This is a genomic window from Pseudomonas sp. SM4 (assembly GCF_051913165.1).
GTDB lineage: Bacteria > Pseudomonadota > Gammaproteobacteria > Pseudomonadales > Pseudomonadaceae > Aquipseudomonas.
The window spans coordinates 483,677-504,185 of the sequence record NZ_JBODOE010000004.1 but is presented as its reverse complement, the minus strand read 5'-3'; the positions used below and the strand labels follow the sequence as shown (position 1 = coordinate 504,185).

Below are 20,509 nucleotides of genomic sequence, written 5' to 3'. Positions count from 1 at the left end.
ATCCTTGTAGGAGCTGCCGCAGGCTGCGATCTTTTGATCGTGTGTCTGATCGATCGCCAGGATCAAAAGATCGCAGCCTTCGGCAGCTCCTACAAGGGATTAGTGGTGTTCTGAAGACAAAAAACCCGGCCGAGGCCGGGTTTTTGTTTATGCGGTTACTGCATCCACGGGGGTGGAGGCGGTTCCTCGGACTTGCCTTTGGGCTCGTCGTCCGCCGCACGGATCGCCTGCTTGCGCTCTTCGTCGAGTCGCGCCGCTTCGATCTCGCGGATAACGCCGCCGACATCTGCCAGCTCTTCCGGCTCGTCGAACTCGCCGGTCAGCACACTGTTCGGGTGCAAGGTGCCGGCTTCATACAGCGCCCACATTTCTTTCGCGTACTTGGTCTTCTTCAACTCCGGCGCAAAGCGACCGAAATACGAAGCCATGTTGCCAACGTCACGCTCAAGCATGCTGAACGCGTGGTTGTTGCCGGCAGCGTCGACCGCTTGTGGCAGGTCGATGATCACCGGGCCGGTCGGTGTCAGCAGCACGTTGAACTCCGAGAGGTCACCGTGCACCAGACCGGTACACAACATCAGCACGATCTGCGAAATCAGGAACGCGTGATATTCACGGGCCTGATCCGGCTCCAGTACCACGTCGTTGAGACGCGGCGCTGCATCGCCGTATTCGTCGGCCACCAGTTCCATCAGCAGCACGCCTTCGAGAAAGTCGAACGGCTTGGGCACGCGCACACCGGCGCCAGCCAGACGGAACAGCGCCGCCACTTCGGCGTTCTGCCAGGCGTCTTCGGTCTCTTTGCGACCGAATTTCGAGCCCTTGGCCATCGCGCGCGCCTGACGGCTGTTACGCACCTTGCGGCCTTCCTGATACTCGGCTGCCTGGCGGAAACTACGTTTGTTTGCCTCCTTGTAGACCTTGGCGCAACGTAACTCGTTGCCGCAGCGCACCACATAAACAGCTGCTTCTTTACCACTCATGAGTGGTCGCAGCACCTCGTCAACCAGACCGTCTTCGATCAGCGGTTCAATGCGTTTTGGAGTCTTCATCAGCTTTTATTGTGGGTCCTTTATTACCAAACACGCGAATGTCACTCGTTATACGGCAATCCTCGCATCTCGGGGAAGGGTTGCCGACCTGTGAACCTGTGAATGCACACACTGTGCCGAAAAATCGACCGCAGCGAATCATAGCCGAGCCGGCCTTGATTGTTGTTATCGTCCGTCGAGGGCATTTGCGACAGAATCTGACATCCGCCGGTACGCGTCCTCAGGCACAGACCTACAAACCTGTGGGAGCTGGCTTGCCAGCGATGGCTGTGGCAGCGTCAATACAGAGATCGAATCTGATGGCCTCATCGCGGGCAAGCCCGCTCCCACAGGTCCGATTCATCTTTCGATAATGGCGGTGACGCCTTGGCCGCCTGCCGCGCAGATCGAAATCAGGCCTCGGCCCTTGCCTGCTGCATCGAGCAGTTTGGCCAGGTTGGCGACGATACGTCCCCCCGTAGCGGCGAATGGGTGCCCTGCCGCCAGCGAACTGCCTTTGACGTTGAGGCGGCTGCGGTCGATCGAACCCAGCGGCGCCTCCAGGCCCAAGCGGGCTCTGCAGTATTCAGGATCTTCCCAGGCTTTCAACGTACACAGCACCTGCGCGGCGAACGCCTCATGAATTTCGTAGTAATCGAAATCCTGCAAGGTCAGCCCGTTGCGGGCCAACAAGCGCGGCACCGCGTACACCGGCGCCATCAGCAGGCCCTCGGCGCCGTTGACGAAATCCACCGCCGCCGCCTCGCCATCGCGCAGATACGCAAGGATCGGCAAACCGCGCTCCCTGGCCCATTCCTCACTGCCGAGCAGCACCACTGAAGCACCATCGGTGAGCGGCGTGGAGTTGCCCGCCGTGAGCGTGCCCTTGGCGCTTTTTTCGAACGCTGGCTTGAGCGAAGCGAGCTTTTCCAGGGTCAGGTCAGGGCGCAGATTGTTGTCGCGGGTCAGGCCGAGGAACGGAGTCATCAGGTCGTTGTGCCAGCCTTCGCTGTAGGACGCGGCCAGTTTGTGATGACTGTCGAGGGCCAGTTGATCCTGCTCTTCACGCGGGATGTTCCAGGTTTGCGCCATCAGCTCGCAATGCTGGCCCATCGACAGGCCGGTACGCGGCTCGCCGTTGCGCGGGAATTCCGGGATCAGGTGTTTCGGGCGCAGTTGCAGGAAGGTTTTCAGTTTGTCGCCGGTGGTCTTCGCGCGGTTGGCTTGCAGGAGGATTTTGCGCAGGCCTTCACTGACGCTGATCGGCGCGTCCGAGGTGGTGTCGACGCCCCCGGCAATGCCGCAATCGATCTGCCCGAGGGCGATTTTGTTGGCCACCAGCAGGGCCGCTTCAAGCCCCGTGCCGCAAGCCTGTTGAATGTCATAGGCCGGGGTGTCCGGCGACAGGCGCGAGCCGAGCACGCATTCACGGGTCAGGTTCATATCTCGTGACAATTTCAGCACCGCGCCTGCCACCACTTCGCCGATGCGCTGGCCGTGCAAGTTGTAGCGTTCGATCAGGCCTTCAAGGGCGGCGGTGAGCATCACCTGATTGCTGGCCGTAGCGTACGGGCCGTTGGAGCGGGCGAAAGGGATACGGTTACCGCCAATGATCGCGACGCGGCGCAGCTGACTCATGAATGACTCCTTTTCAAATTTCACATAGAACCCTGTGGGAGCTGGCTTGCCAGCGATGGGGCCAGCACCTCCAATATCTTCAGTGGCTGACACTCCGCCATCGCGGGCAAGCCCGCTCCCACAGGGACGGTGGTCTACTCTGCTGTTCTAGCGTAGGCCTTATTGCGTGGATCGAACGATTGATTGCCGTCGGTAGTCCACACTTTGAACCCCAACTTCTGGAGAGCGTTCCATGTCTGACCGCTATATCGACTTCGCCAACTCGTCCATCGGCCATCGCCTGGTCGGGGCACTGGGCCTGCCGTCGCCGGTGCGACTGGAGCGCTGGCAGGCCGGACGCCTGCGGCCGGTGGAAGGCGCGCTGCTGATTGGCGGGGGGCCGCTGGCCGAACGCGTCAGTGCCTTCGCCAACCGTTTGACCGAGAGCATCTACCGCTATGGCGAGCAGCCCGCGAGCGCCACCGAATGGATTCCCGGCCACGGTCCGAAACTCAAGGCCGTGGTGTTCGACGCCAGCGAGTTGCAGCACACCGACCAGCTCAAACAGTTGCGTGAATTCTTTCAGCCGTTGATGAAAAACCTTGAGCACAGCGCGCACCTGGTGATTTTCGGCCGCGCTCCGGAAACCCTCGACGATCCGTTTGCGTCCAGCGCACAACGAGCGCTGGAAGGCTTCTCGCGGTCGCTGGCCAAGGAGTTGCGCAGCGGCGGCACACTGCAATTGATCTACGTCGGTGACGGTGCCGAGGATCAACTCGAAGGCCCGCTGCGCTTCTTCCTCTCGCCGAAAAGTGCGTTCGTCTCCGGACAGGTGCTTCGCCTGACCGCCTGCGCGACGCCGGTAACCGACTGGACGCGGCCACTGGCCGGGCGCAAGGCGCTGGTCACCGGCGCAGCGCGGGGCATCGGCGCGTCCATCGCCGAAACCCTGGCCCGCGACGGCGCCGAGGTGATCCTGCTCGACGTGCCGCCGGCGAAAACCGATCTCGATGCCCTCGCCGCGCGTCTTGGCGGACGCAGCATCACCCTCGACATCTGCGCCGAAGACGCGGGCGCCCAACTGATCGAACAGTTGCCCGACGGCCTCGACATTCTGGTGCACAACGCCGGGATCACCCGCGACAAGACTCTCGCCAACATGACTCCGGAATTCTGGGACGCGGTGCTGGCCGTCAACCTCAACGCCCCGCAAGTGTTGACCAAAGCCCTGCTCGACAGCGGCACATTGCGCGACAACGCGCGGGTGATCCTGCTCGCCTCGATCAGTGGCATCGCCGGTAACCGTGGGCAAACCAATTACGCTGCGAGCAAGGCCGGCTTGATCGGCCTGGCCCAGGCGTGGGCGCCGACACTGCTGCCACGCGGCATCAGCATCAACGCCGTGGCGCCGGGTTTCATCGAAACGCAGATGACCGCGCACATCCCCTTCGGCCTGCGCGAAGCCGGGCGCCGTATGAGTTCGCTGGGCCAGGGTGGCTTGCCGCAAGACGTTGCCGAGGCTGTCGCATGGTTGGCGCAACCGGGCACCGGCGCGTTCACCGGGCAGGCGCTGCGGGTCTGTGGGCAAAGTGTTCTGGGGGCGTAAGCATGAGCATCGAATGGCACACGCTGGACCGTGAACCGAGTCTGCCCGGGCTGTACGCGCGGGCCGCGACACGGCGCAAAATAACCGGCACGCAACTGCCCTACAGCGGCTTGCGCTGTTGGGTCGACGTCGACGGCAAGCGCTTGGCGGACTATCGCAAAGTCTGTGGCTTTGCCGACGATGGCCTGCTGCCGCCGACGTATCCACACATCCTCGCCTTCGCCCTGCAAATGCAATTACTCACGGCGAAGGACTTCCCCTTTCCGCTGCTGGGGCTGATTCACCTGAGCAACCGCATTCGCGTGTTGCGGCCGATGGGCGCGATCAGTCGAGCGCAGGTCAGAGTGCGCGTGCATAACCTGCAACCGCACCCCAAAGGCGCGACGTTTGATCTGCTGACCACGCTGGACGATCAACTCGGGCCGTTGTGGGAGGCCGAAAGCCAGATGCTTTGTCGCGGCGTCAAGCTTGAGGGCGAGGCCGTCGAGCAGGCCTGGGAACCTGCGCAGTCGCTGGTGGAAGTGGCGCACTGGAAAGCCCCGGCGGACATCGGCCGGCAGTACGCCAAGGTTGCCGGCGACTACAACCCGATCCACCTCAGTGCGGCGAGCGCCAAACTGTTTGGTTTTCCGACGGCGATTGCCCATGGCTTGTGGAACAAGGCCCAAACACTCGCGGCGCTGGCCGATCATTTGCCCAAGGCCAACGTCGAGATAACGGTGCACTTTCGCAAACCGGTGCGTTTGCCGAGTGAGGTGACTTTACTGGCGAGTGCGCCGGGGTCCAGTGGTGAATTGCGACTGATCGGCGCGAAGGATCTGGAACACATGGTCGGCCAATGGCAGCCGATTGCCTGATCCCTCCACTCAGCTCTTTGTGGCGAGGGAGCTTGTGCCCTCGCCACAGGTTTACCTTAGCCATCGGAAGAGTGATGCGGCTGACCTGTTAATTGTGTGTATATCACTTAAGTTTTTCCCCACCCTGCCCCGGCAGATGGAAAACACCCAGCCTTGATTCTCAAGGCTTTTTTTTGCGCGTTTATATCTTGGGTATTAGTCCTTAGGCGTTGCACTGCGCCTTATATATAAAGGCGTTAATACCAACTTGAGAATGGTGGGATTCGCACCATCGGCTGAGATTGCAGCAACGGGCGAGGCATTGCCGGCGACAGATCGGCAGGCCATCGAAGGCAACGAACGTTGCGACAGGTGCAAGGAATCTCAATCATGAAAACTCAAGACGTGTGGTGCAAATCAGCAATCGCGCTGGCATTGATTCTCTCCCTCGGCCTTACCGGTTGCAGCAGCGGCGGTGGCGGCCATCACAGCAGCTCCGGCAGTTCTGCGCCGTCCAGCGATACTGCGGGCACAGGTGGAACCGGTGGTACTGGCGGCACCGGTGATACCGCAGGCACCGGCGGAACCGGTGGTACTGGCGGCACTGGCGGCACCAACCCAACTGATCCGACCAATCCAACCAACCCGACGGATCCTACCGATCCGACCAACCCAACCAATCCAACCCCGACACCGCTGGTGACCACCACGCTGGTGCAGGATGTCGGCACCACGGTTGCCGGCGTCGGCGATGGCGTTGGCCAGATCGGCGACTCTCTGAGCACCGTTCCGGTGGTCGGTGGCGTGGTGCAAAGCGCCGCCAACACTGCTGGCAACGTGGTCACCACCCTGGGTGACGGCGTGGCCAACGGCATTGGCAAACTGGCGACCGATCCTAAAGGCCTGACCACTACGGTTGCATCGGTTGGCGGAGTGGTCACCGATGTCGGCAACGGCGTGTCCGATCTCAGCGGCAAACTGGCGACGGCGACCGGCAGTGTTCCCGTGGTCGGTGGCGTGGTCACCAAAGTGGCGCCGCTGCTCGACGGCGTCGGCGAAAAAGTCACCATGCTCGGCAATACCCTCGACACCACCCTGACCAATGGCCCGACCAGCCAACTGACCAACAAACTTGGCAGCAGCCTGGTGCCAGTGATCGCCATGGTGGAGAGCACCACCGACAAACTCGGCAGCGCAACCGGTCTGGGCGATCCACTCAAAGGTGTGATTCAGAAAGTCGGCGATACCGTCAACGGCGTGGGTGACAAAGTGACTGACGCTGGCAACGGCAATGCCCTGACCAACACCCTCGGCGGAGCACTGAGCAATGCCGGTACTGCGGTCGGCAAGGCTGGAGGTCTGGTATCCAACGGCACTGGTTCCGGCTCTGGCGGCGGAGTTGGCGGAGGCCTCGGTGGTGGCCTCGGCGGCACCGGTCTGCTGCAAACTGTCGGTGGCGCAGTGGTCAACGTCGGCGCAGGCCTGAATGCCGGCAACACCAACGGCGTGGTCAGCGCCGGCGGCGTCAGCGCTGTCGGTCTGGGTAATACCGTCGCTTCGCTGAACACTGTGCTGGGCGGCTCGGGCTCACCGATCACCGCTACGACTTCACCACTGGCCACCGTGGGCGCCACTTTGGGCACAGCGCTGAACCCGGTTACCAGCGGCGTCACCAACGTGACCCAACAATTGGGCGCCGCCACCGGTATCGGCTCGCCAGTCGCCGGTCTCACCAGCCAGGTTGGCGGTGCGGTGGGCAACCTCGGTGGCGCGATTGCCGCCACCAACAATCCGGTTACTACCGCCGTCGGTGGGCTGGTAACCAACGTCGGCAGCACCGTCACCGCGGTCGGCGGGCTGGTCAACGGCGGTGCCAGCGGGGGCACCACCGGTGGCGGTCTGGGCGGTGTGCTCGGTGGTCTAACCGGCGCCCTTGGTGGCAACAAACGCTAAATTGCACCTGGCCGATTCGACGGCCTCACCTACAGCGCCTACGCTTGGTTGAGGGCGGAAGATTCCCACGAGTCTTCCGCTTTTTTCTTAGGAAAAAACAGCCCCGAGCTGCGACCTGACCATGGAGTGTCCTATGCGCGTTATGGCGTCCCTGCTGTTCCTCAGCCTCAGTTCCGCTGCCCTCGCCGACACCCTGCCCAGCTTCCTCAACAGCAACGAAACCATCCGCAACCTGCCCGTACCCAACTTGCCGGCCGACGCCTATCGCCCCAGCGCCGCCCCGGTGCAAGTACCGGATGCCGGTGCGACCGCGGCGCAGCCGTTGATGATGAGCACCAAAATCAGCCTCAAGACCGTGCAAATCGAAGGCGGCACGATCTACCCACTGAACGAACTGGCCGACAATTACAAACCGCTGATTGGCCACGAAACCAGCCTCGCCGACCTGATCGAAGCCACGCGCAACATCACCCGGCGCTATCAGCAGGACGGCTACCTGCTCTCCTACGCGTTTCTGCCACAGCAGAATTTTGATGACGGCGTAGCTCGCGTGGTGCTGGTGGAAGGCTATGTCCGCGATATCCAGATCCAGGGTGACATCGGCCGGGTCAAAGGCCTGCTCGACAAACTGGCGGCGAAAATGCAGGCCGAGCGGCCGCTGACGCGCAAGACGTTCGAGCGCTACACCACGCTGATGACGCGCATCCCCGGCGTGACCGTTCAGGCCCAAGTGCCACCACCGGGCACCACCGACGGCGCGACGACCCTGGTGGCCGAAGCCAGCCGCAAGCCGTTTACCAGCACGCTGAGCACCACTGAAGACAACCGCAACGGCACGCAGGCGCTGCTCGGTGTCAGCAGCAATTCGCAGACGTCGATGGGCGAGCAGTTGTCCCTCAGCGGACTGTTTCCGCCGGGCGACGACAAAGAACATTACTACCGTCTGGACTACAACCAGTTCTTCAACGACGAAGGCGCGCAACTGGCGTTGTCGGCTTCCCGTTATCGCGCCGACCCCGGCACCAACGTGCTGCTCAACAATGGCCTGGAGCTCAAACCACATCGCGAGAACGACCGCTATTCGATCGGCTTCACCCTGCCATTGATTGCCGCCTCCAACGAACTGCTCACCGCCGGTTCGCGGCTGTATGCGGTCAACGACAAGACCCGCTACAACGTCATCGGCTACCCGCTGAGCGTCGAAGAGCGCACCGACATCCGCGCCCTCGCCTTCGAAAGCGACTGGCGCAAAGCCGACGCCCGGCAACTGCGGATTTTGAGTGGCGGCGTGTATCAGGGCCTGGACAGCATGGGCGCAAAAACCAACAACAGCGCCATCGATCTGGACTTCTTCCGCGTGCGCCTGTCCGGGGTACAGAGCGACAAGTTCTTCGACAACTGGCAGGGCGTGTTGTCGGCGGCGCTGTACTGGAGCGACGACAGCTTGCCCGACAGCGAGCGCGCAGTATTCGGCGGGCAGAATTTCGGTCGCGGTTACCCGGATGATCAGGCGTCCGGCGACAAGGGTTGGGGCGTGGCGTATGAGGTCAACTACAGCTTCAACCGCGACGGCAACTGGGTGAGGATTCTGCAGCCGTATGTTGTGCTGGACCGCTCGCGCAGCTGGTTCAATGAACTGCCGGTACAAGCCAACAGCCTGTCATCGGCAGCAATCGGTCTGCGCTTTGGCGATGCCAAGTACTACAACATCGCCCTGGAAGCGGCGAAAGCCATGTCCGACGAAGCGCTCGACACCTTCAACCGCCGGCCGCGTTACAGCATCAGCTTCAGCTACCAACTCTAAAACCCTCCCCTGTAGGAGCTGCCGAAGGCTGCGATCTTTTGATGTTGTTTTTTTACAAAGCCAGATCAAAAGATCGCAGCCTGCGGCAGCTCCTACACCGGTTAGAAGGCGTAGCGCACTTTTGCCGTGAAACCGTCGGAATCAAAGCCGCTGGCCGTCACGTAGTTGTACGAGCCGCCGACACTCCAGGCGCCGACGCGATAGTTGGCCCCCAGACCCAGTTCATAACTGTCACGCACTGGAGTGGTGCCACGGCTGCTGAACGAATCGCCGCCCAGTACAAACGACGATGTAGTGCCGACCTTGTCACCGATAAAATCGTGCCAGGCCATAAGTTTCGCTTCAGGCTCAAGGCTGCCGTTGCCGACCGCAAACGCCGCCGCCAGACGTGTACCCATACCCATTTCAGCGACTTCGTAACGCTGGCTGCCGACATTCAACGACGCCGAACTGCCCTTCTCGCGATAAGCATCCATACCGACGTTGGCATAACGGGCACCGACCTGCGGCTCGATTACCACAGCAGGCAGCAGGTGCCAGCTGTAACCGGCCAGCGCGCTCACGCCGAACACGTCACTGTCGTAATCGCCCTTGGCGCGTGTGCCGGCGATGTAGCGTTTCGATTGGTTGTCGTTCCAGCCGTACATCAGCGACGAGTCGACGAACCAGTTGTCGTGCACCCAGTTGCTGTACACGGTCAGCGCATGCCCGGTGACTTGGGTCTTGTTGCCCAGATCGGATTTCACGTCGGTATCGAGGTAGCTGTACGCCAGGCCGAGTGTCGTATCGGCGTTCAACTGACCGTCGGCCCCCACCGCGATCCCGTGACTGTCGGCGTCGTACCCGCTCACGCCACGACGTTCATCCTGGTCGGCATCACTGCTCAAGGCTTGCAGCCAGACCCCTTTTTCACTGGAGCCCGATTGTGCGCGCGCGCGTGTGGAGCGCTCGTTGATCACAGCGGAAACCAGCGTCTGGCTGCTGGTTGCGGCATGCAGAACGCCACGGCTGACGTCCGGGCTGAGGGTCTCGGACAGGCGCGCCAACTCAGCATCGGTGTCGGCATTGGCGAAAGCCTGGTACACCGGATCCTGCTCGTCGAGTCGACTCATCAGCGAACTGGACAGACGACCGATCGCCCTGGCTGCGTTGACACTGCCGCCGACGGCCAGCGTGTTGTCTGCCAGTTCTTCAGCGGACTTGGTCGTCACCACTGTGGTGATGTCATTGCCTTCGACACCGAAGCTTTTCACATCCAGCAGCGCGGAGCTGGAGGTCACGGTCAGGTTGTTACCGCCGAGCAGATTACCCGAGCTGATCAAGGTGTAATGCGTGCCGCCGGGGGTCACACGGAAGTCACTGGAACGTGCGAGCAAACGTAACTGCGCGCCAGGCGCAATGTCGGTCGTCCCGGTAACTTTCAATACCGGCAGCGCAGAATTGGTGTCATTGCCCAGGTACAGCTCCAGCACCGAGTTGGCTTCTTCCATGTCGAAATCGCCGATGATCGTGGTGTGCGGGCGCACCAGCGTCAGGGTGCCTTCCTCGATCGTGACGTAACCGGACTTGATGGTCGAACCGTCGAAAGTTGCGTCGCCATCGACCAGCACGCCGGCCAAACCAAGCATATCGCCCTTGACGGTACCGCCGAAGAAGTCGAAATACGTTTGCCCGTCATCGACCTTGATCGCCGCCGTACCGCCCTCGATCAACCCCGTCAGTTGATAAATCCTCGACAGACCGCTGCCGGCTGTCTGGTCACTGACGTGAACACCAATCGACTCACCGGAAATGGTACCGCTGTTGTACAGCCAGCCACTGGAGGTGAACTTCACACCTTCCAGCGTCAGCGCTTGGGCATTGCTGCCGCTGGCGCGGATCACGCCAGCGTTGTAGATCGGGTTGGTGAGTGTGGCGCCGTCGAAAAACACGCCTAGCGCATCTGTACCGCTGGCGCTGATCGTGCCGCTATTGTTGATTCCGCCTAACGTGGTGTGCACCAGCATGACGCCGCTGGCGCGCTCGCCACTGACGTCGATAACACCAGTGTTTGAGATCGCCCCACCTATCGTGCTGCCGATATCGCCAATACCGGTGGAATCGCCGGAACCGCTCAATCCGTGAACCGAGATCGAGCCAGCGTTAATCAGGTTATCGGTAATTTTGCTTGGCACGGCGCCCGAGGAACCCAGGCTGATACCCACACCATGGTTGGCACCCTCAATGCGGATAGCACCGTTGTTGCGCAACTGGGTGGCCGTCAGTCCCGCGAACTGAGCGCCATAAGTGAACGTTGACGGCGCCCCGGGAGCCATCGTCCCGTTGCCGTTAAGCTCGATCAGGCCCCAGGTCTGCAGGTTACTGTTCAGCGGTCCGCCGCTGAGATCGTAGTTCAGGTCGGCGGCCACGGCGGCAGAGGTGTGCAGCGTCGCAGCGGCAATAGAGAGCGCCAGCAACGATTGGCGCAAGCGTGCGGTATTCAAGCGTGATTCCCTTCCAAAACTTTATGAAACAGTTTCAGCAGGGCTCACATACTTAACTGGCATCCCTACCGACCCTCCAGTAGGCCTGGTTCGGGCGCGGGGAATGTACATGAGCCATCATTTTGACACCACTTAAAAGTCAAAATGATGGCATCCGCTTGACCGACGGCATCCTTATCCAGGCAATCGACAGGTTTGCGTATCAATCCGATCCAGCGCTCGGCTCACCGCCAACTCAGCAAGCATCACAATCTGCTGAATCGCCAGCGCCGTGTTGCGCTGCGGGCGGCTGAGCTGGTCGGCGAAATCGCTGGCCATGACGTTGGCCGACGCCAGCGATTCACAGGCGTGGGCGAGCAGGCTTTCGGTGTCGATGTTTGGCTGCACGAGGAACATCGTGCTCGGCTGGTAGGGTTTTGCAGGGGTGGGGCACAGGTAGAAGTCGAGGGCGCGTTTGATCGCTTCGCGGTTTTTGACTTGATCGTCGATGCGGATGGCGTCTTCGAGTGGGGTGGTGAAATCTTGGGGTGGGTCGGGAATCAGCTTGTCCATTAAAACAATCTCCACAGTCTTTGGTGCTACCCATGGCCGTTCTCACGCAGCCCAAAGGTGGCAGCTATATGCGGGGTGAGAATACCGGTTATGGACACCCGGCCAGACCGAAGCCTGCCCGCACACAGCCGCCATGACGCATTACAGACAGCGGATAAGCTGGCGGCGATTATGCGTGCACAGACACTGGATGACCATAAGTTGCCGGATTCTCACACCCGATCGCTGAGTGTTCAGCGACGACCCAAGCCTAGAGAGCGCACGTCCGACGGACAACCTGAAAAGCTTGTGGGAAGGTTCCGGTAATTTCAAACACGCTTAAACAAGCGTAAGTGATGAGGTGCCTGGGCTGGCCCCTCGCGGGCGAGCCCGGCTCCGAAATTGACCGCGATCCATGTAGGAGCTGCCGCAGGCTGCGATCTTTTGACGTTGATTTTTAAAAAGCCAGATCAAAAGATCGCAGCCTGCGGCAGCTCCTACAGGGGTGGTTCAGGTTTGCGGATCAATCCGGTCGAGTGCGCGGCTCACTGCCAGTTCGGCGAGCATGACGATTTGCTGAATCGCCAGCGCCGTGTTGCGCTGCGGGCGGCTGAGCTGGTCGGCGAAATCGCTGGCCATGACGTTGGCCGACGCCAGCGATTCACAGGCGTGGGCGAGCAGGCTTTCAGTGTCGATGTTTGGATGGACGAGGAACATCGTGCTCGGCTGGTAAGGTTTTGAAGGGGTGGGGCACAGGTAGAAGTCGAGGGCGCGTTTTATGGCTTCGCGGTTTTTGACTTGATCGTCGATGCGGATCGCGTCTTCGAGTGGGGTGGTGAAATCTTGGGGCGGGTCGGGAATCAGCTTGTCCATGAAAAACTCCTACTTGGCTGTGGGAGCCAGCTCTTGTCGTTTCCACACGACAAAAGGTGGCAGCTATGCGCAGGGTGGAAATACCGATAAGTAGGCAACCGGCCAGACCGAAGTCTGCCCACGCACAGCCGCCGCGACACAGTTTGCAGACGAAAGAAGTCGCCGACAACGATTACGGTGATGGTGCTGTGCATCTACTTGAATTTCAGGTTTCCACACCTGGCCGCTGCAATGGCAGCGACGACCCAAGACTAGAGAGCGCACGTCTGACGGACAACCTGAAAAGCTTGTGGGAAGGTTCCGTGAATTTGAAACACGTTTAAACAAACGCAAACGATGAAACCGGGGACGGCTACTGTATTGGGAGAGGGGCATTCAGTTGGAGATTGGTTGGGTGTAAGGCCGCCTTCGCTGGCAAGCCAGCTCCCACAGGGATTGCATGCTGGCTGCAAGAAATGGGTGGGCCGGTAGGCGCCATCGCGAGCAGGCTCACTCCTACAGTTGGATCGGGTACATCAGTTGGAGATTGGTTGGCTGTCAGGCCGCCTTCGCGAGCAAGCTCAGCTCCTACAAAAAGCGAGAGCAGAACGCGCATCGCTTGTGCTTCTCACCACTCAACAGGATGAGCGTTAGCTCGGCTGCTGCTCTTGATCTTGATCTCCCACAGGGATTGCATGCTGGCTGCAAGCAATCGGTTGGCCGGTAGGCGCCATCGCGAGCAGGCTCACTCCTACAGTTGGACTGGGTTCATCCAGGCAGAAAATGGTCGTCCGTCAGGCCGCCATCGCTGGCAAGCCAGCTCCCACAGGGATTGCATGCTGGCTGCAAGGAATGGGTTGGGCGGTAGGCCGCCTTCGCGAGCAAGCTCAGCTCCTAAAAAAAGCGAGGGCAGAACGCGCATCGCTTTTGCTTTTCACCACTCAACAGGATGAGCGTTAGCTCGGCTGCGGCTCTTGATCTTGATCCACGGGCGACGTCGGAAGGCTGAGTGGAGGGATTGATTCGGGGGTGGGAGCGCAGCGACCGTTTGGCGCAGCCAAACACATCGAGAGGAGGTGCAGCGAAGCAAACCGTAGGCGATGCTCCCCGGATCGATCCCGGAGCGAAGGAACCCCGAGCTTTAGCGAGCGGGCCGTACGTAGGAGCAAGCCTTTTGGGTTACCTTTTCGGCGTTTGGAAAAGGTGACCCGCCGTAAGGGCGGAACCCAGAGCGGCCGTTACCGCAGCAACGGATATGTACTCGGTTCCCCTCCAAAAAGAGCAAAGATCGCAGCCTTCGGCAGCTCCTACATAGGTCAACCGCCGCTGCCGGAACCGCTGTCGACCTTACCCCCCTGCTCCTGATCGAAAAACTGCGGAATCTCATGTTGATAACTTTTCAGCCAGCGCTGCATGGCCAACTCGCGCTCGGTCGAAGTCACCGTTTGCGGTTTCGGCGAGGCAACCTTATTGCGCGCCTGCAATTGCAACCAGCCTTCAGTCTCCTGTTGCTGGGCCGAAGCCGGGCCCGCATCGATGGCATGACTGATCAACGGCACAGCGAGCAAACCAAGACAGACAAGGATGGCTTTCATCATCGCGCTCCTTACTTGAGCATCGCCGTGACGGCGACAGTGGATCGGTTCGGCAGCTTGAGCTTTTCCGCGCGACCTTGCGCTTCGCTAAATTGCGCAGGACTCAAACCAAGCCGGCTGACCAGTTCGGCAGCACGGTTCCAGTCATCCTGATACAGCAGCAACGTCACCAGATTCAGCGCCGCCAACTGATCGCTCTGCTTGAGCTCCATGGCGGTCAAAAACTCGAAACGCGCATCGTCGATACGCAGTTGATTGAGGTAAACCACGCCAAGGTCATTGCGGATTTTCTCGTCGGTAGGTGCCAGCCGCGCGGCGCGTTGCAAATGCGCCTGCGCCTGACCGTAATCGGATTTGGCCGCAGCGAGTTGCCCCAAACCGTGCTCGGCTTCGGCCGCCAGACACGAACCGAGCAGGCTGCGATACAACGGCTCGGCCTCGCTGCGCCCGAGCAAACGATAGACCTTGGCCTTGCGCAGACGCACGTCGGCGATGTTGTCCGGCAGACTTTGCAGATTCGCGAGGCTGGCGTGCAGCTTGCCATCGTTGGCCATGTCATCGGCGAGGTTCAGCGACAGTTGCTGATCGGAACTCAACTTGCCACAACTGGCCGAATTGGTCAGCGCATCCCACGGCGTTTGTCCGGTGTTGGCACAACCGCCGAGCAGCAAAAAACACGCACCTGCAATCATTGCTTTCATCACGATCCCTCTAGGCTCCCAGCGCTTTCGCCAGGGCGGTGAAGCCCGGGCCGGCCAGAACAATCAATAACGCCGGGAAGAGAAACAGCATCATCACGACGGACATTTTTGCGGACATCTTGGAGATGTATTCCTGCAGGCGCGTCAGGCGCCGGTCATCAAGCAGTTGCTTGAGCGCCAGCAGCGACTTCATCGCCCCGCCCCCCTGATACAGCAACTGCTGGAGAATCACGCAGGTGTCGGTGAACTCATCCACCGCCAGCAACTGCGTGGCTTTGTTCAGCTCTTCACCCAACTCCAGGCCGGAGTCGACACGGCTCAGCACCAGGCGCAATTCATACGTCAGCACCGGCAACAAGGCCTGACCTTCATGGCTGAGAACGCGCAACGCCTGCTCCACGGCCATGCCGGATTCGAAGAGGATGCGCAGCAGCGGAATGAACGTGCCGATCTCGCTGGCCAGTTGTTTTTGCCGACGCACTACGGCAATCACCAGCAGACGCTTGGGCAACAGATAGCCAACACCCAGCGCAAACAACGGCGCGATCCACTGCTTTTCCACCGCCGGGAAAAGCACCGATTGCAGCAACACCGTCAGCGCCAGCAGCAACAGCGGCGAGCCAATCTGGCAGGCCGCGAACAACGAACGCTGACGCGCACTGCGCCAACCGAGCCGATTGAGCAGCGACTGGGTTTCGTTATCGAGTTTGACGCTGCGTTGACCGACCTTGCTGTCGCCAAGCACTTGCAGCAGGTTGCCGAAACGATTTTCGCGAAGCAGATCGCCCTCCAGCCGACGACTGATCTGCCGCGCACGCCGGCGCTGTTCCAGCAGACTGGTGAGGAGTAACGCGGCGGCGCCGAGCAGAAACAACGCGCTGATCATCAAGGGTGTGGTCATAGGCTGCGCAACATCCGCCAGAGCAACAGACTGCCGATCACCTGCATGCCGAACGCCGTGGCCAGCATTCGCTGCCCGGACGGGTCATGCCACATGGCGACCAGATAAATCGGATTGGCCATCAGGAAATAACCGGCCATGACGATGGGCAGCAAGCCCAATACCCATGCAGTGAGGCGGGTTTCGCCGGTCATGGCGCGCAACTGGCGCGAGGCCTGATCGCGCTCGCGGATCATCTTGATGAGGTTTTCCAGCAGCTCGCTGGCGTTGCCGCCGTAACGGTGATTGACCTTGAGGCCGAGGGCGAACAAACGGAATTCATCACGCTCGTACAGCTCGGCCAAGTCCGACACCGCATCCGGCAGACTCACGCCCAACTGCACGTTGCGCTGCACCCGGCCCATGGCGTTTTTCAGCGGATCTTCGCTGGTCTCGATGCCACCCAGCACCGCGTCAGCCAAGGTCCGTCCGGACTTCAAGCTGCGCACGGTGTAGTCGAGCAATTGCGGCAGTTGTTCGATCATCCGCCGCAAGCGCCGTTGGTAACGCCAGCTGACGTACAACCGCACGGCCACTGGCGGCAGCACCAGCATCACCAGTACGCCAATCCATCCGGCGAGCGCCAGACTGAGCACGACGGCGAACATCCAGAGCAAAATCCATGCACCAAGACGCTCGGTCGGACGCCCCAGGCCTGCGCGCAAGAATGCCCGTTCGAGACCCGCCCAACCGGGTCTCGGCAAGGGGTCCTGCGGCTGTCCCTCATTCAATCGTTCCATCACCCGAGTGACGCCGCTCATACGCCATGCTTTATAGAACAAACGCATGGATTGCCCGAGCAAAGCCAGACTGAGCAGGTACAGCAGCAACGGTTTGAGCATGCCGTGGCCCTCAGTGCGCAAGCGTAGATTCGCGACGCAGCTTGTCGCCCGCCGGGTTGACCGCTTCGCGCAGGAAACCGAAGCCGGTGCGCCGGTCGAGGCGGAACAGCGTATTGGTCACATAGACGTCGTCACGCACGCCGACCACCTCGACCACTTCGCTGACGCAGCGCCGCCCATCAGGCATGCGCGTCAGTTGAATCACCACATCAAGGGCAGCGCAGATCATCTGCCGCAGGGTACGTTCGGCGATGGTGCGGCCGGTCAGGCCGACCAGGGTTTCCAGACGCAGCAAGGCATCCTGCGCGTTGTTGGCGTGGACGGTACTCATCGAACCGTCGTGGCCGGTGTTCATCGCGGTCAGCACGTCGACCACTTCGACGCCGCGAATCTCGCCGAGGATGATCCGGTCGGGGCGCATGCGCAGGGCGTTGCGGATCAGGTCGCTGGCCTTCACTTCGCCGTGACCTTCGGCATTCGGCGGACGGGTTTCCAGGCGCACGACGTGCGGGTGGCCGAGTTGCAATTCGGCGACGTCTTCGATGGTTACCAGACGCTCGTGCGGATTGATCAATTGGCTGAGAATGTTCAGCAGCGTGGTCTTGCCGGTGCCGGTACCGCCGCTGATAAGGATGTTGCAGCGCTTGCCCACCGCCTCTTCGATGAAATCGTAGATCGCCTGATCGATGGTTTGCATCGCCATCAGATCGGTGCTTTTGAGCATGTCCTTGCGAAACTTGCGAATCGACAGACAAGGCCCGTCGAGGGCAATCGGCGGGATGATCGCATTGACCCGGCTGCCATCCGGCAGGCGCGCATCGACCATCGGCGACGATTCGTCGAGACGTCGCCCGAGTGGCGCGAGGATGCGTTGCATGACCCGCTCGACATGGTGCGCGTCGATAAAGCGCAGGTCGCTCAAGTGCAATACGCCGTCACGTTCGATGAACACCCGGTGCGGGCCGTTGACCAGAATCTCGGTCACGGCGCTGTCGCGCAGCAGCACTTCGAGCGGGCCGAAACCGGTCAGCTCGTCGACGATTTCTTCAGCCAGACGCTCCATTTCATAACGGGAAATCGCCAGGTGCAGGCGCGCGATGTATTCGGCGACTTTGTCGATGACGAACTGCGAGAGCACCTGCCGCGAGCCTTCCAGCAGGTTTTTCCCCGACTCTTCGATGGCGTCGATGATGTAGCGGTGCAGCACCAGTTTCAGGCCATCGTGGTCGGTGTTGCCGCTCGCAGAGCGCTGCGGGCCACCGAACAGTTGCTCGCCGTTCATGAAGTGCCTCGCAGGCGGTTGAACCAGTTGGCCTTGGGTTTGGCCAAGCCTTCGGAGCGTTTCGCCAGACGTTCGCCGAGGGTGCGCAGGCTTTGGCTGATGGCCTCGCGCGGGGCCAGTTCGAACAGGGTTACGCCCTGGTTTTTCGCGTTGAGACGGACTTCCGGACTGTAGGCCAGCACGGCAATCACTTCCAGGCCAAAGGTCTTGCCGAGGGTCTCGGAATCCGGCGCAACGTTGCGCAAATAGCGGTCGATCAGCAGCCGGCCATGGTCGAGTTTCATGCCTTTCTCGCGCCACAGATTGAGCACCGCGAGATTGCGCCGACAGTCGAGGACGTTCTGATCGGTGTACCACAGCAGCTTGTCGCAATGGCTGACAAACGTGCGCAGCGCTTCGCTGTCGGGCTGGCCCGTGAGGTTGACGACGATGTGCTGGAAATGTTGGCGCAAGGCGCTGAGCAACATGTACAACTCGGCGGCGCTGGTGCGCTCCAGCGGCTCGTCGGACCCGGCGTAAGCAAGGATGCGCAAGCCTGCCTCGGCGCTGGTGAAGGCGCTGTCGATCAGCGTTGCATCGAGCCGGCGCAAGTGGCGCAGCGCGTCGCCGAAATGAAACGAGCTTTCCAGCCCGAGCAGGGCCAGGCTGTCGCCGCGCGGCAAGCCCAGATCGAGCAGCAACGTCTGCTGCCCGCTCTTCTGCACCACCAGCGCCATGTGGTTGGCCAACAGCGCGCCGTCAGCGTTGCTTTGCACGCCATAAAGCACGGTCAAACCACCGAGCTGGGTATTTGGCGTGACGGCTGGCAGGCGCTTGCTCAAGCGCCGCACCAGCCCGGCGACTTCACTGGAGCGCGAGCCGTAAGCGACGAAATCCCGCGCACCGGCACGCATCGCGTTGAGCACCAACTGATTGTCCATGCCGTCGCCAAGGGCGACGATGGCGAGCATCGGTTTGGCTTCAAGTACGCCTTCGATCAACGCGCTCTGCGCCACCAGATGATCGCGATCCAGCCCGACGAACACCAGGCTGGCGAAGGTCACGTCGACCAGCGCGAGCAACTCGTCAAGGCTGCCGCCGCCAGCACTGACCACTTGGCCAAGGGGTGCCAACGCGCCCTGCAACCACTCAAGATCGGTGTCGTTGCGGGTGATGGCGAGGAAGGTCTGACTGAGGCTCTGGCTCATTGCGATAACCCGCTGCGTTTATCGAAGTTGCCGTTTTCGAGGAAGTACAGGCGATACCAGTTCGGGTCGTAGTTGCGCAGTTTTTCCCCTGGCAGCGAAGGCAACGGCGCGTTGACTGCCAATGGCTGGACCAGGTGCGGGGTGACGATCATCAGCAGTTCGCGCTCTTCGCGATTGATCGACGAATTGCGGAAAAACGCGCCGAGCACCGGGATGTCGCCAAGCCCTGGGAACTTGTTCACCTGCGAAGCGTTTTGCGTGCTGATCAAACCGCTGATCACAAAGCTTTCGCCATCGGCCAGCGAGATGCTGGTGTCGGTGCGGCGGATGGTGAACGCCGGCACGGTGGTGCCGCCGATGGTCACGCCATTGTTGTAGTCCAGCTCGCTGACTTCCGGCGCGACCTTGAGGGCGATGCGGTCGCGGCCAACGACGGTCGGCGTCAGGGTCAGGCGAATGCCGAACTCTTTGTACTCGATGGAGTAGCTGTTGCTGTTGGCGCTCGGTACCGGAATCGGAATTTCGCCACCGGCGAGGAAGCTCGCGCTCTGCCCGCTCAACGCCACCAAGCTCGGCCGCGCCAGGGTGTAGGCGAAACCACTGCCTTCCAGCGCATTGACGATGCCGAGGAATTTGCTGCTGCCACCGCCCCAGACAATGTTGAACACATCGTTGGCCAGCGGAATGCTCGGCGCTACGCTCGGCACCAAACCGGGCCTGACACCGCTGCCTGGCACCGTGCCCGGTGCGCCGAACAGAAAGTTGTTCGAGCCCTTGCCGTAAATCGAGGTGCCGGCCTCTTTGAGTTTGGTGCGGCTGACTTCGACAAAGCGAATATCAGTCTGCACTTGCGAAGGCAGAGTCGGGTCATCAGTCGCCGGCAACGAGACCGTCATTGCCGCACTGGCCTTGCCCTGCACAAACACCATGCTCTGACGCGGCGCGCTGGCACAGGCCGTCCAGATCATCAGCGTGGTCGCGCCGGGCCCAACGCCGGTGAGCAACACGCCTTGATCGCCGGTCACGCGCACGTCGGCAATTTTCGGATCGCCCACTGCCACGCGGGTGATCGCCACGGGTGATTGCAATGCCTGTTGCAGACCTTCGCCGACTTCCAGAGCCGCCGGCAAGGGGCCGAGGGCGGCGCAATTGCCGACAGCGGCGACGGCGCTGCCGATCGAAGCAACGCTCAGCAGCGAGGCCCGGAGCAAGCCGTTGAACAGGGGCGTGAAGCGTATGCGCATGTAAA

General features: G+C 61.1%; 16 protein-coding genes. 4 read left to right on the top strand and 12 right to left on the bottom strand.

Annotated elements, in window-relative coordinates:
- Positions 1-155: 155 nt before the first annotated feature.
- Both ACQ4MY_RS10550 and ACQ4MY_RS10545 read right to left on the bottom strand, forming a co-directional pair.
- Entirely contained in the window at positions 156-1,052 is an 897-nt protein-coding gene (locus ACQ4MY_RS10550; protein ID WP_158832456.1) for a PA4780 family RIO1-like protein kinase, read from the bottom strand.
- 339 nt (positions 1,053-1,391) lie between these two features.
- Positions 1,392-2,669: an acetyl-CoA C-acetyltransferase gene (locus ACQ4MY_RS10545; RefSeq protein ID WP_440094997.1), complete on the bottom strand. Its 1,278-nt coding sequence runs from the start codon at positions 2,667-2,669 to the stop codon at positions 1,392-1,394.
- 232 nt (positions 2,670-2,901) lie between these two features.
- Here ACQ4MY_RS10545 and ACQ4MY_RS10540 point away from each other — a divergent pair, with 232 nt between their 5' ends.
- The 4 genes from ACQ4MY_RS10540 to ACQ4MY_RS10525 all read left to right on the top strand — a co-directional run bounded on the left by ACQ4MY_RS10540 (position 2,902) and on the right by ACQ4MY_RS10525 (position 8,847).
- The gene (locus ACQ4MY_RS10540; RefSeq protein WP_440094996.1) at positions 2,902-4,254 is read left to right on the top strand and encodes a 3-oxoacyl-ACP reductase; all 1,353 of its coding nucleotides are present in this window, start codon (positions 2,902-2,904) and stop codon (positions 4,252-4,254) included.
- A gap of 2 nt (positions 4,255-4,256) precedes the next feature.
- Positions 4,257-5,111, top strand: a complete 855-nt coding sequence (locus ACQ4MY_RS10535) for a MaoC family dehydratase (RefSeq protein WP_440094995.1) — start codon at positions 4,257-4,259, stop codon at positions 5,109-5,111.
- Between the two features lie 369 nt (positions 5,112-5,480).
- Positions 5,481-7,043 (top strand): collagen-like triple helix repeat-containing protein, encoded by a 1,563-nt coding sequence (locus tag ACQ4MY_RS10530; RefSeq protein WP_440094994.1) that lies wholly within the window; start codon positions 5,481-5,483, stop codon positions 7,041-7,043.
- Between the two features lie 133 nt (positions 7,044-7,176).
- Positions 7,177-8,847 (top strand): ShlB/FhaC/HecB family hemolysin secretion/activation protein, encoded by a 1,671-nt coding sequence (locus ACQ4MY_RS10525; RefSeq protein WP_440094993.1) that lies wholly within the window; start codon positions 7,177-7,179, stop codon positions 8,845-8,847.
- 101 nt (positions 8,848-8,948) lie between these two features.
- Here ACQ4MY_RS10525 and ACQ4MY_RS10520 read toward each other — a convergent pair whose 3' ends face one another.
- From ACQ4MY_RS10520 to ACQ4MY_RS10475, 10 genes are all read right to left on the bottom strand, one after another.
- Positions 8,949-11,330 (bottom strand): autotransporter outer membrane beta-barrel domain-containing protein, encoded by a 2,382-nt coding sequence (locus tag ACQ4MY_RS10520; protein WP_440094992.1) that lies wholly within the window; start codon positions 11,328-11,330, stop codon positions 8,949-8,951.
- Positions 11,331-11,504: 174 nt separating this feature from the next.
- Entirely contained in the window at positions 11,505-11,882 is a 378-nt protein-coding gene (locus ACQ4MY_RS10515; RefSeq protein ID WP_440094991.1) for a DUF6124 family protein, read from the bottom strand.
- A gap of 489 nt (positions 11,883-12,371) precedes the next feature.
- Positions 12,372-12,734 carry a DUF6124 family protein gene (locus tag ACQ4MY_RS10510; protein WP_440094990.1) on the bottom strand — a complete coding sequence of 121 codons (363 nt, stop codon included), beginning with the start codon at positions 12,732-12,734 and terminating at the stop codon, positions 12,372-12,374.
- A 1,295-nt stretch (positions 12,735-14,029) separates the two neighbouring features.
- Complete coding sequence (locus ACQ4MY_RS10505) at positions 14,030-14,308, bottom strand: DUF3613 domain-containing protein (RefSeq protein WP_440094989.1); 279 nt, start codon at positions 14,306-14,308, stop codon at positions 14,030-14,032.
- A gap of 11 nt (positions 14,309-14,319) precedes the next feature.
- The gene (locus ACQ4MY_RS10500; RefSeq protein ID WP_008078264.1) at positions 14,320-15,009 is read right to left on the bottom strand and encodes a tetratricopeptide repeat protein; all 690 of its coding nucleotides are present in this window, start codon (positions 15,007-15,009) and stop codon (positions 14,320-14,322) included.
- 10 nt (positions 15,010-15,019) lie between these two features.
- Positions 15,020-15,910, bottom strand: coding sequence for a type II secretion system F family protein (locus ACQ4MY_RS10495; protein ID WP_440094988.1), 891 nt, complete (start codon positions 15,908-15,910; stop codon positions 15,020-15,022).
- Complete coding sequence (locus ACQ4MY_RS10490; RefSeq protein ID WP_008078260.1) at positions 15,907-16,791, bottom strand: type II secretion system F family protein; 885 nt, start codon at positions 16,789-16,791, stop codon at positions 15,907-15,909. Before ACQ4MY_RS10490 ends, ACQ4MY_RS10495 begins: the two co-directional genes overlap by 4 nt.
- Positions 16,792-16,801: 10 nt before the next feature.
- The gene (locus ACQ4MY_RS10485) at positions 16,802-18,073 is read right to left on the bottom strand and encodes a CpaF family protein (protein WP_008078257.1); all 1,272 of its coding nucleotides are present in this window, start codon (positions 18,071-18,073) and stop codon (positions 16,802-16,804) included.
- Positions 18,070-19,260 (bottom strand): AAA family ATPase, encoded by a 1,191-nt coding sequence (locus ACQ4MY_RS10480; protein WP_008078255.1) that lies wholly within the window; start codon positions 19,258-19,260, stop codon positions 18,070-18,072. Before ACQ4MY_RS10480 ends, ACQ4MY_RS10485 begins: the two co-directional genes overlap by 4 nt.
- On the bottom strand, positions 19,257-20,504 hold the full coding sequence (locus ACQ4MY_RS10475; RefSeq protein WP_158829581.1) for a type II and III secretion system protein family protein: 1,248 nt from the start codon (positions 20,502-20,504) through the stop codon (positions 19,257-19,259). Before ACQ4MY_RS10475 ends, ACQ4MY_RS10480 begins: the two co-directional genes overlap by 4 nt.
- Between the last annotated feature and the right edge of the window lie 5 nt (positions 20,505-20,509).

Coding starts and splice junctions, on each gene's coding strand:
- ACQ4MY_RS10550 (WP_158832456.1), bottom strand. CDS start 1,052: ATGAAGACTCCAAAACGCATTGAACCGCTGATCGAAGACGGTCTGGTT.
- ACQ4MY_RS10545 (WP_440094997.1), bottom strand. CDS start 2,669: ATGAGTCAGCTGCGCCGCGTCGCGATCATTGGCGGTAACCGTATCCCT.
- ACQ4MY_RS10540 (WP_440094996.1), top strand. CDS start 2,902: ATGTCTGACCGCTATATCGACTTCGCCAACTCGTCCATCGGCCATCGC.
- ACQ4MY_RS10535 (WP_440094995.1), top strand. CDS start 4,257: ATGAGCATCGAATGGCACACGCTGGACCGTGAACCGAGTCTGCCCGGG.
- ACQ4MY_RS10530 (WP_440094994.1), top strand. CDS start 5,481: ATGAAAACTCAAGACGTGTGGTGCAAATCAGCAATCGCGCTGGCATTG.
- ACQ4MY_RS10525 (WP_440094993.1), top strand. CDS start 7,177: ATGCGCGTTATGGCGTCCCTGCTGTTCCTCAGCCTCAGTTCCGCTGCC.
- ACQ4MY_RS10515 (WP_440094991.1), bottom strand. CDS start 11,882: ATGGACAAGCTGATTCCCGACCCACCCCAAGATTTCACCACCCCACTC.
- ACQ4MY_RS10510 (WP_440094990.1), bottom strand. CDS start 12,734: ATGGACAAGCTGATTCCCGACCCGCCCCAAGATTTCACCACCCCACTC.
- ACQ4MY_RS10505 (WP_440094989.1), bottom strand. CDS start 14,308: ATGAAAGCCATCCTTGTCTGTCTTGGTTTGCTCGCTGTGCCGTTGATC.
- ACQ4MY_RS10500 (WP_008078264.1), bottom strand. CDS start 15,009: ATGAAAGCAATGATTGCAGGTGCGTGTTTTTTGCTGCTCGGCGGTTGT.
- ACQ4MY_RS10495 (WP_440094988.1), bottom strand. CDS start 15,910: ATGACCACACCCTTGATGATCAGCGCGTTGTTTCTGCTCGGCGCCGCC.
- ACQ4MY_RS10490 (WP_008078260.1), bottom strand. CDS start 16,791: ATGCTCAAACCGTTGCTGCTGTACCTGCTCAGTCTGGCTTTGCTCGGG.
- ACQ4MY_RS10485 (WP_008078257.1), bottom strand. CDS start 18,073: ATGAACGGCGAGCAACTGTTCGGTGGCCCGCAGCGCTCTGCGAGCGGC.
- ACQ4MY_RS10480 (WP_008078255.1), bottom strand. CDS start 19,260: ATGAGCCAGAGCCTCAGTCAGACCTTCCTCGCCATCACCCGCAACGAC.
- ACQ4MY_RS10475 (WP_158829581.1), bottom strand. CDS start 20,504: ATGCGCATACGCTTCACGCCCCTGTTCAACGGCTTGCTCCGGGCCTCG.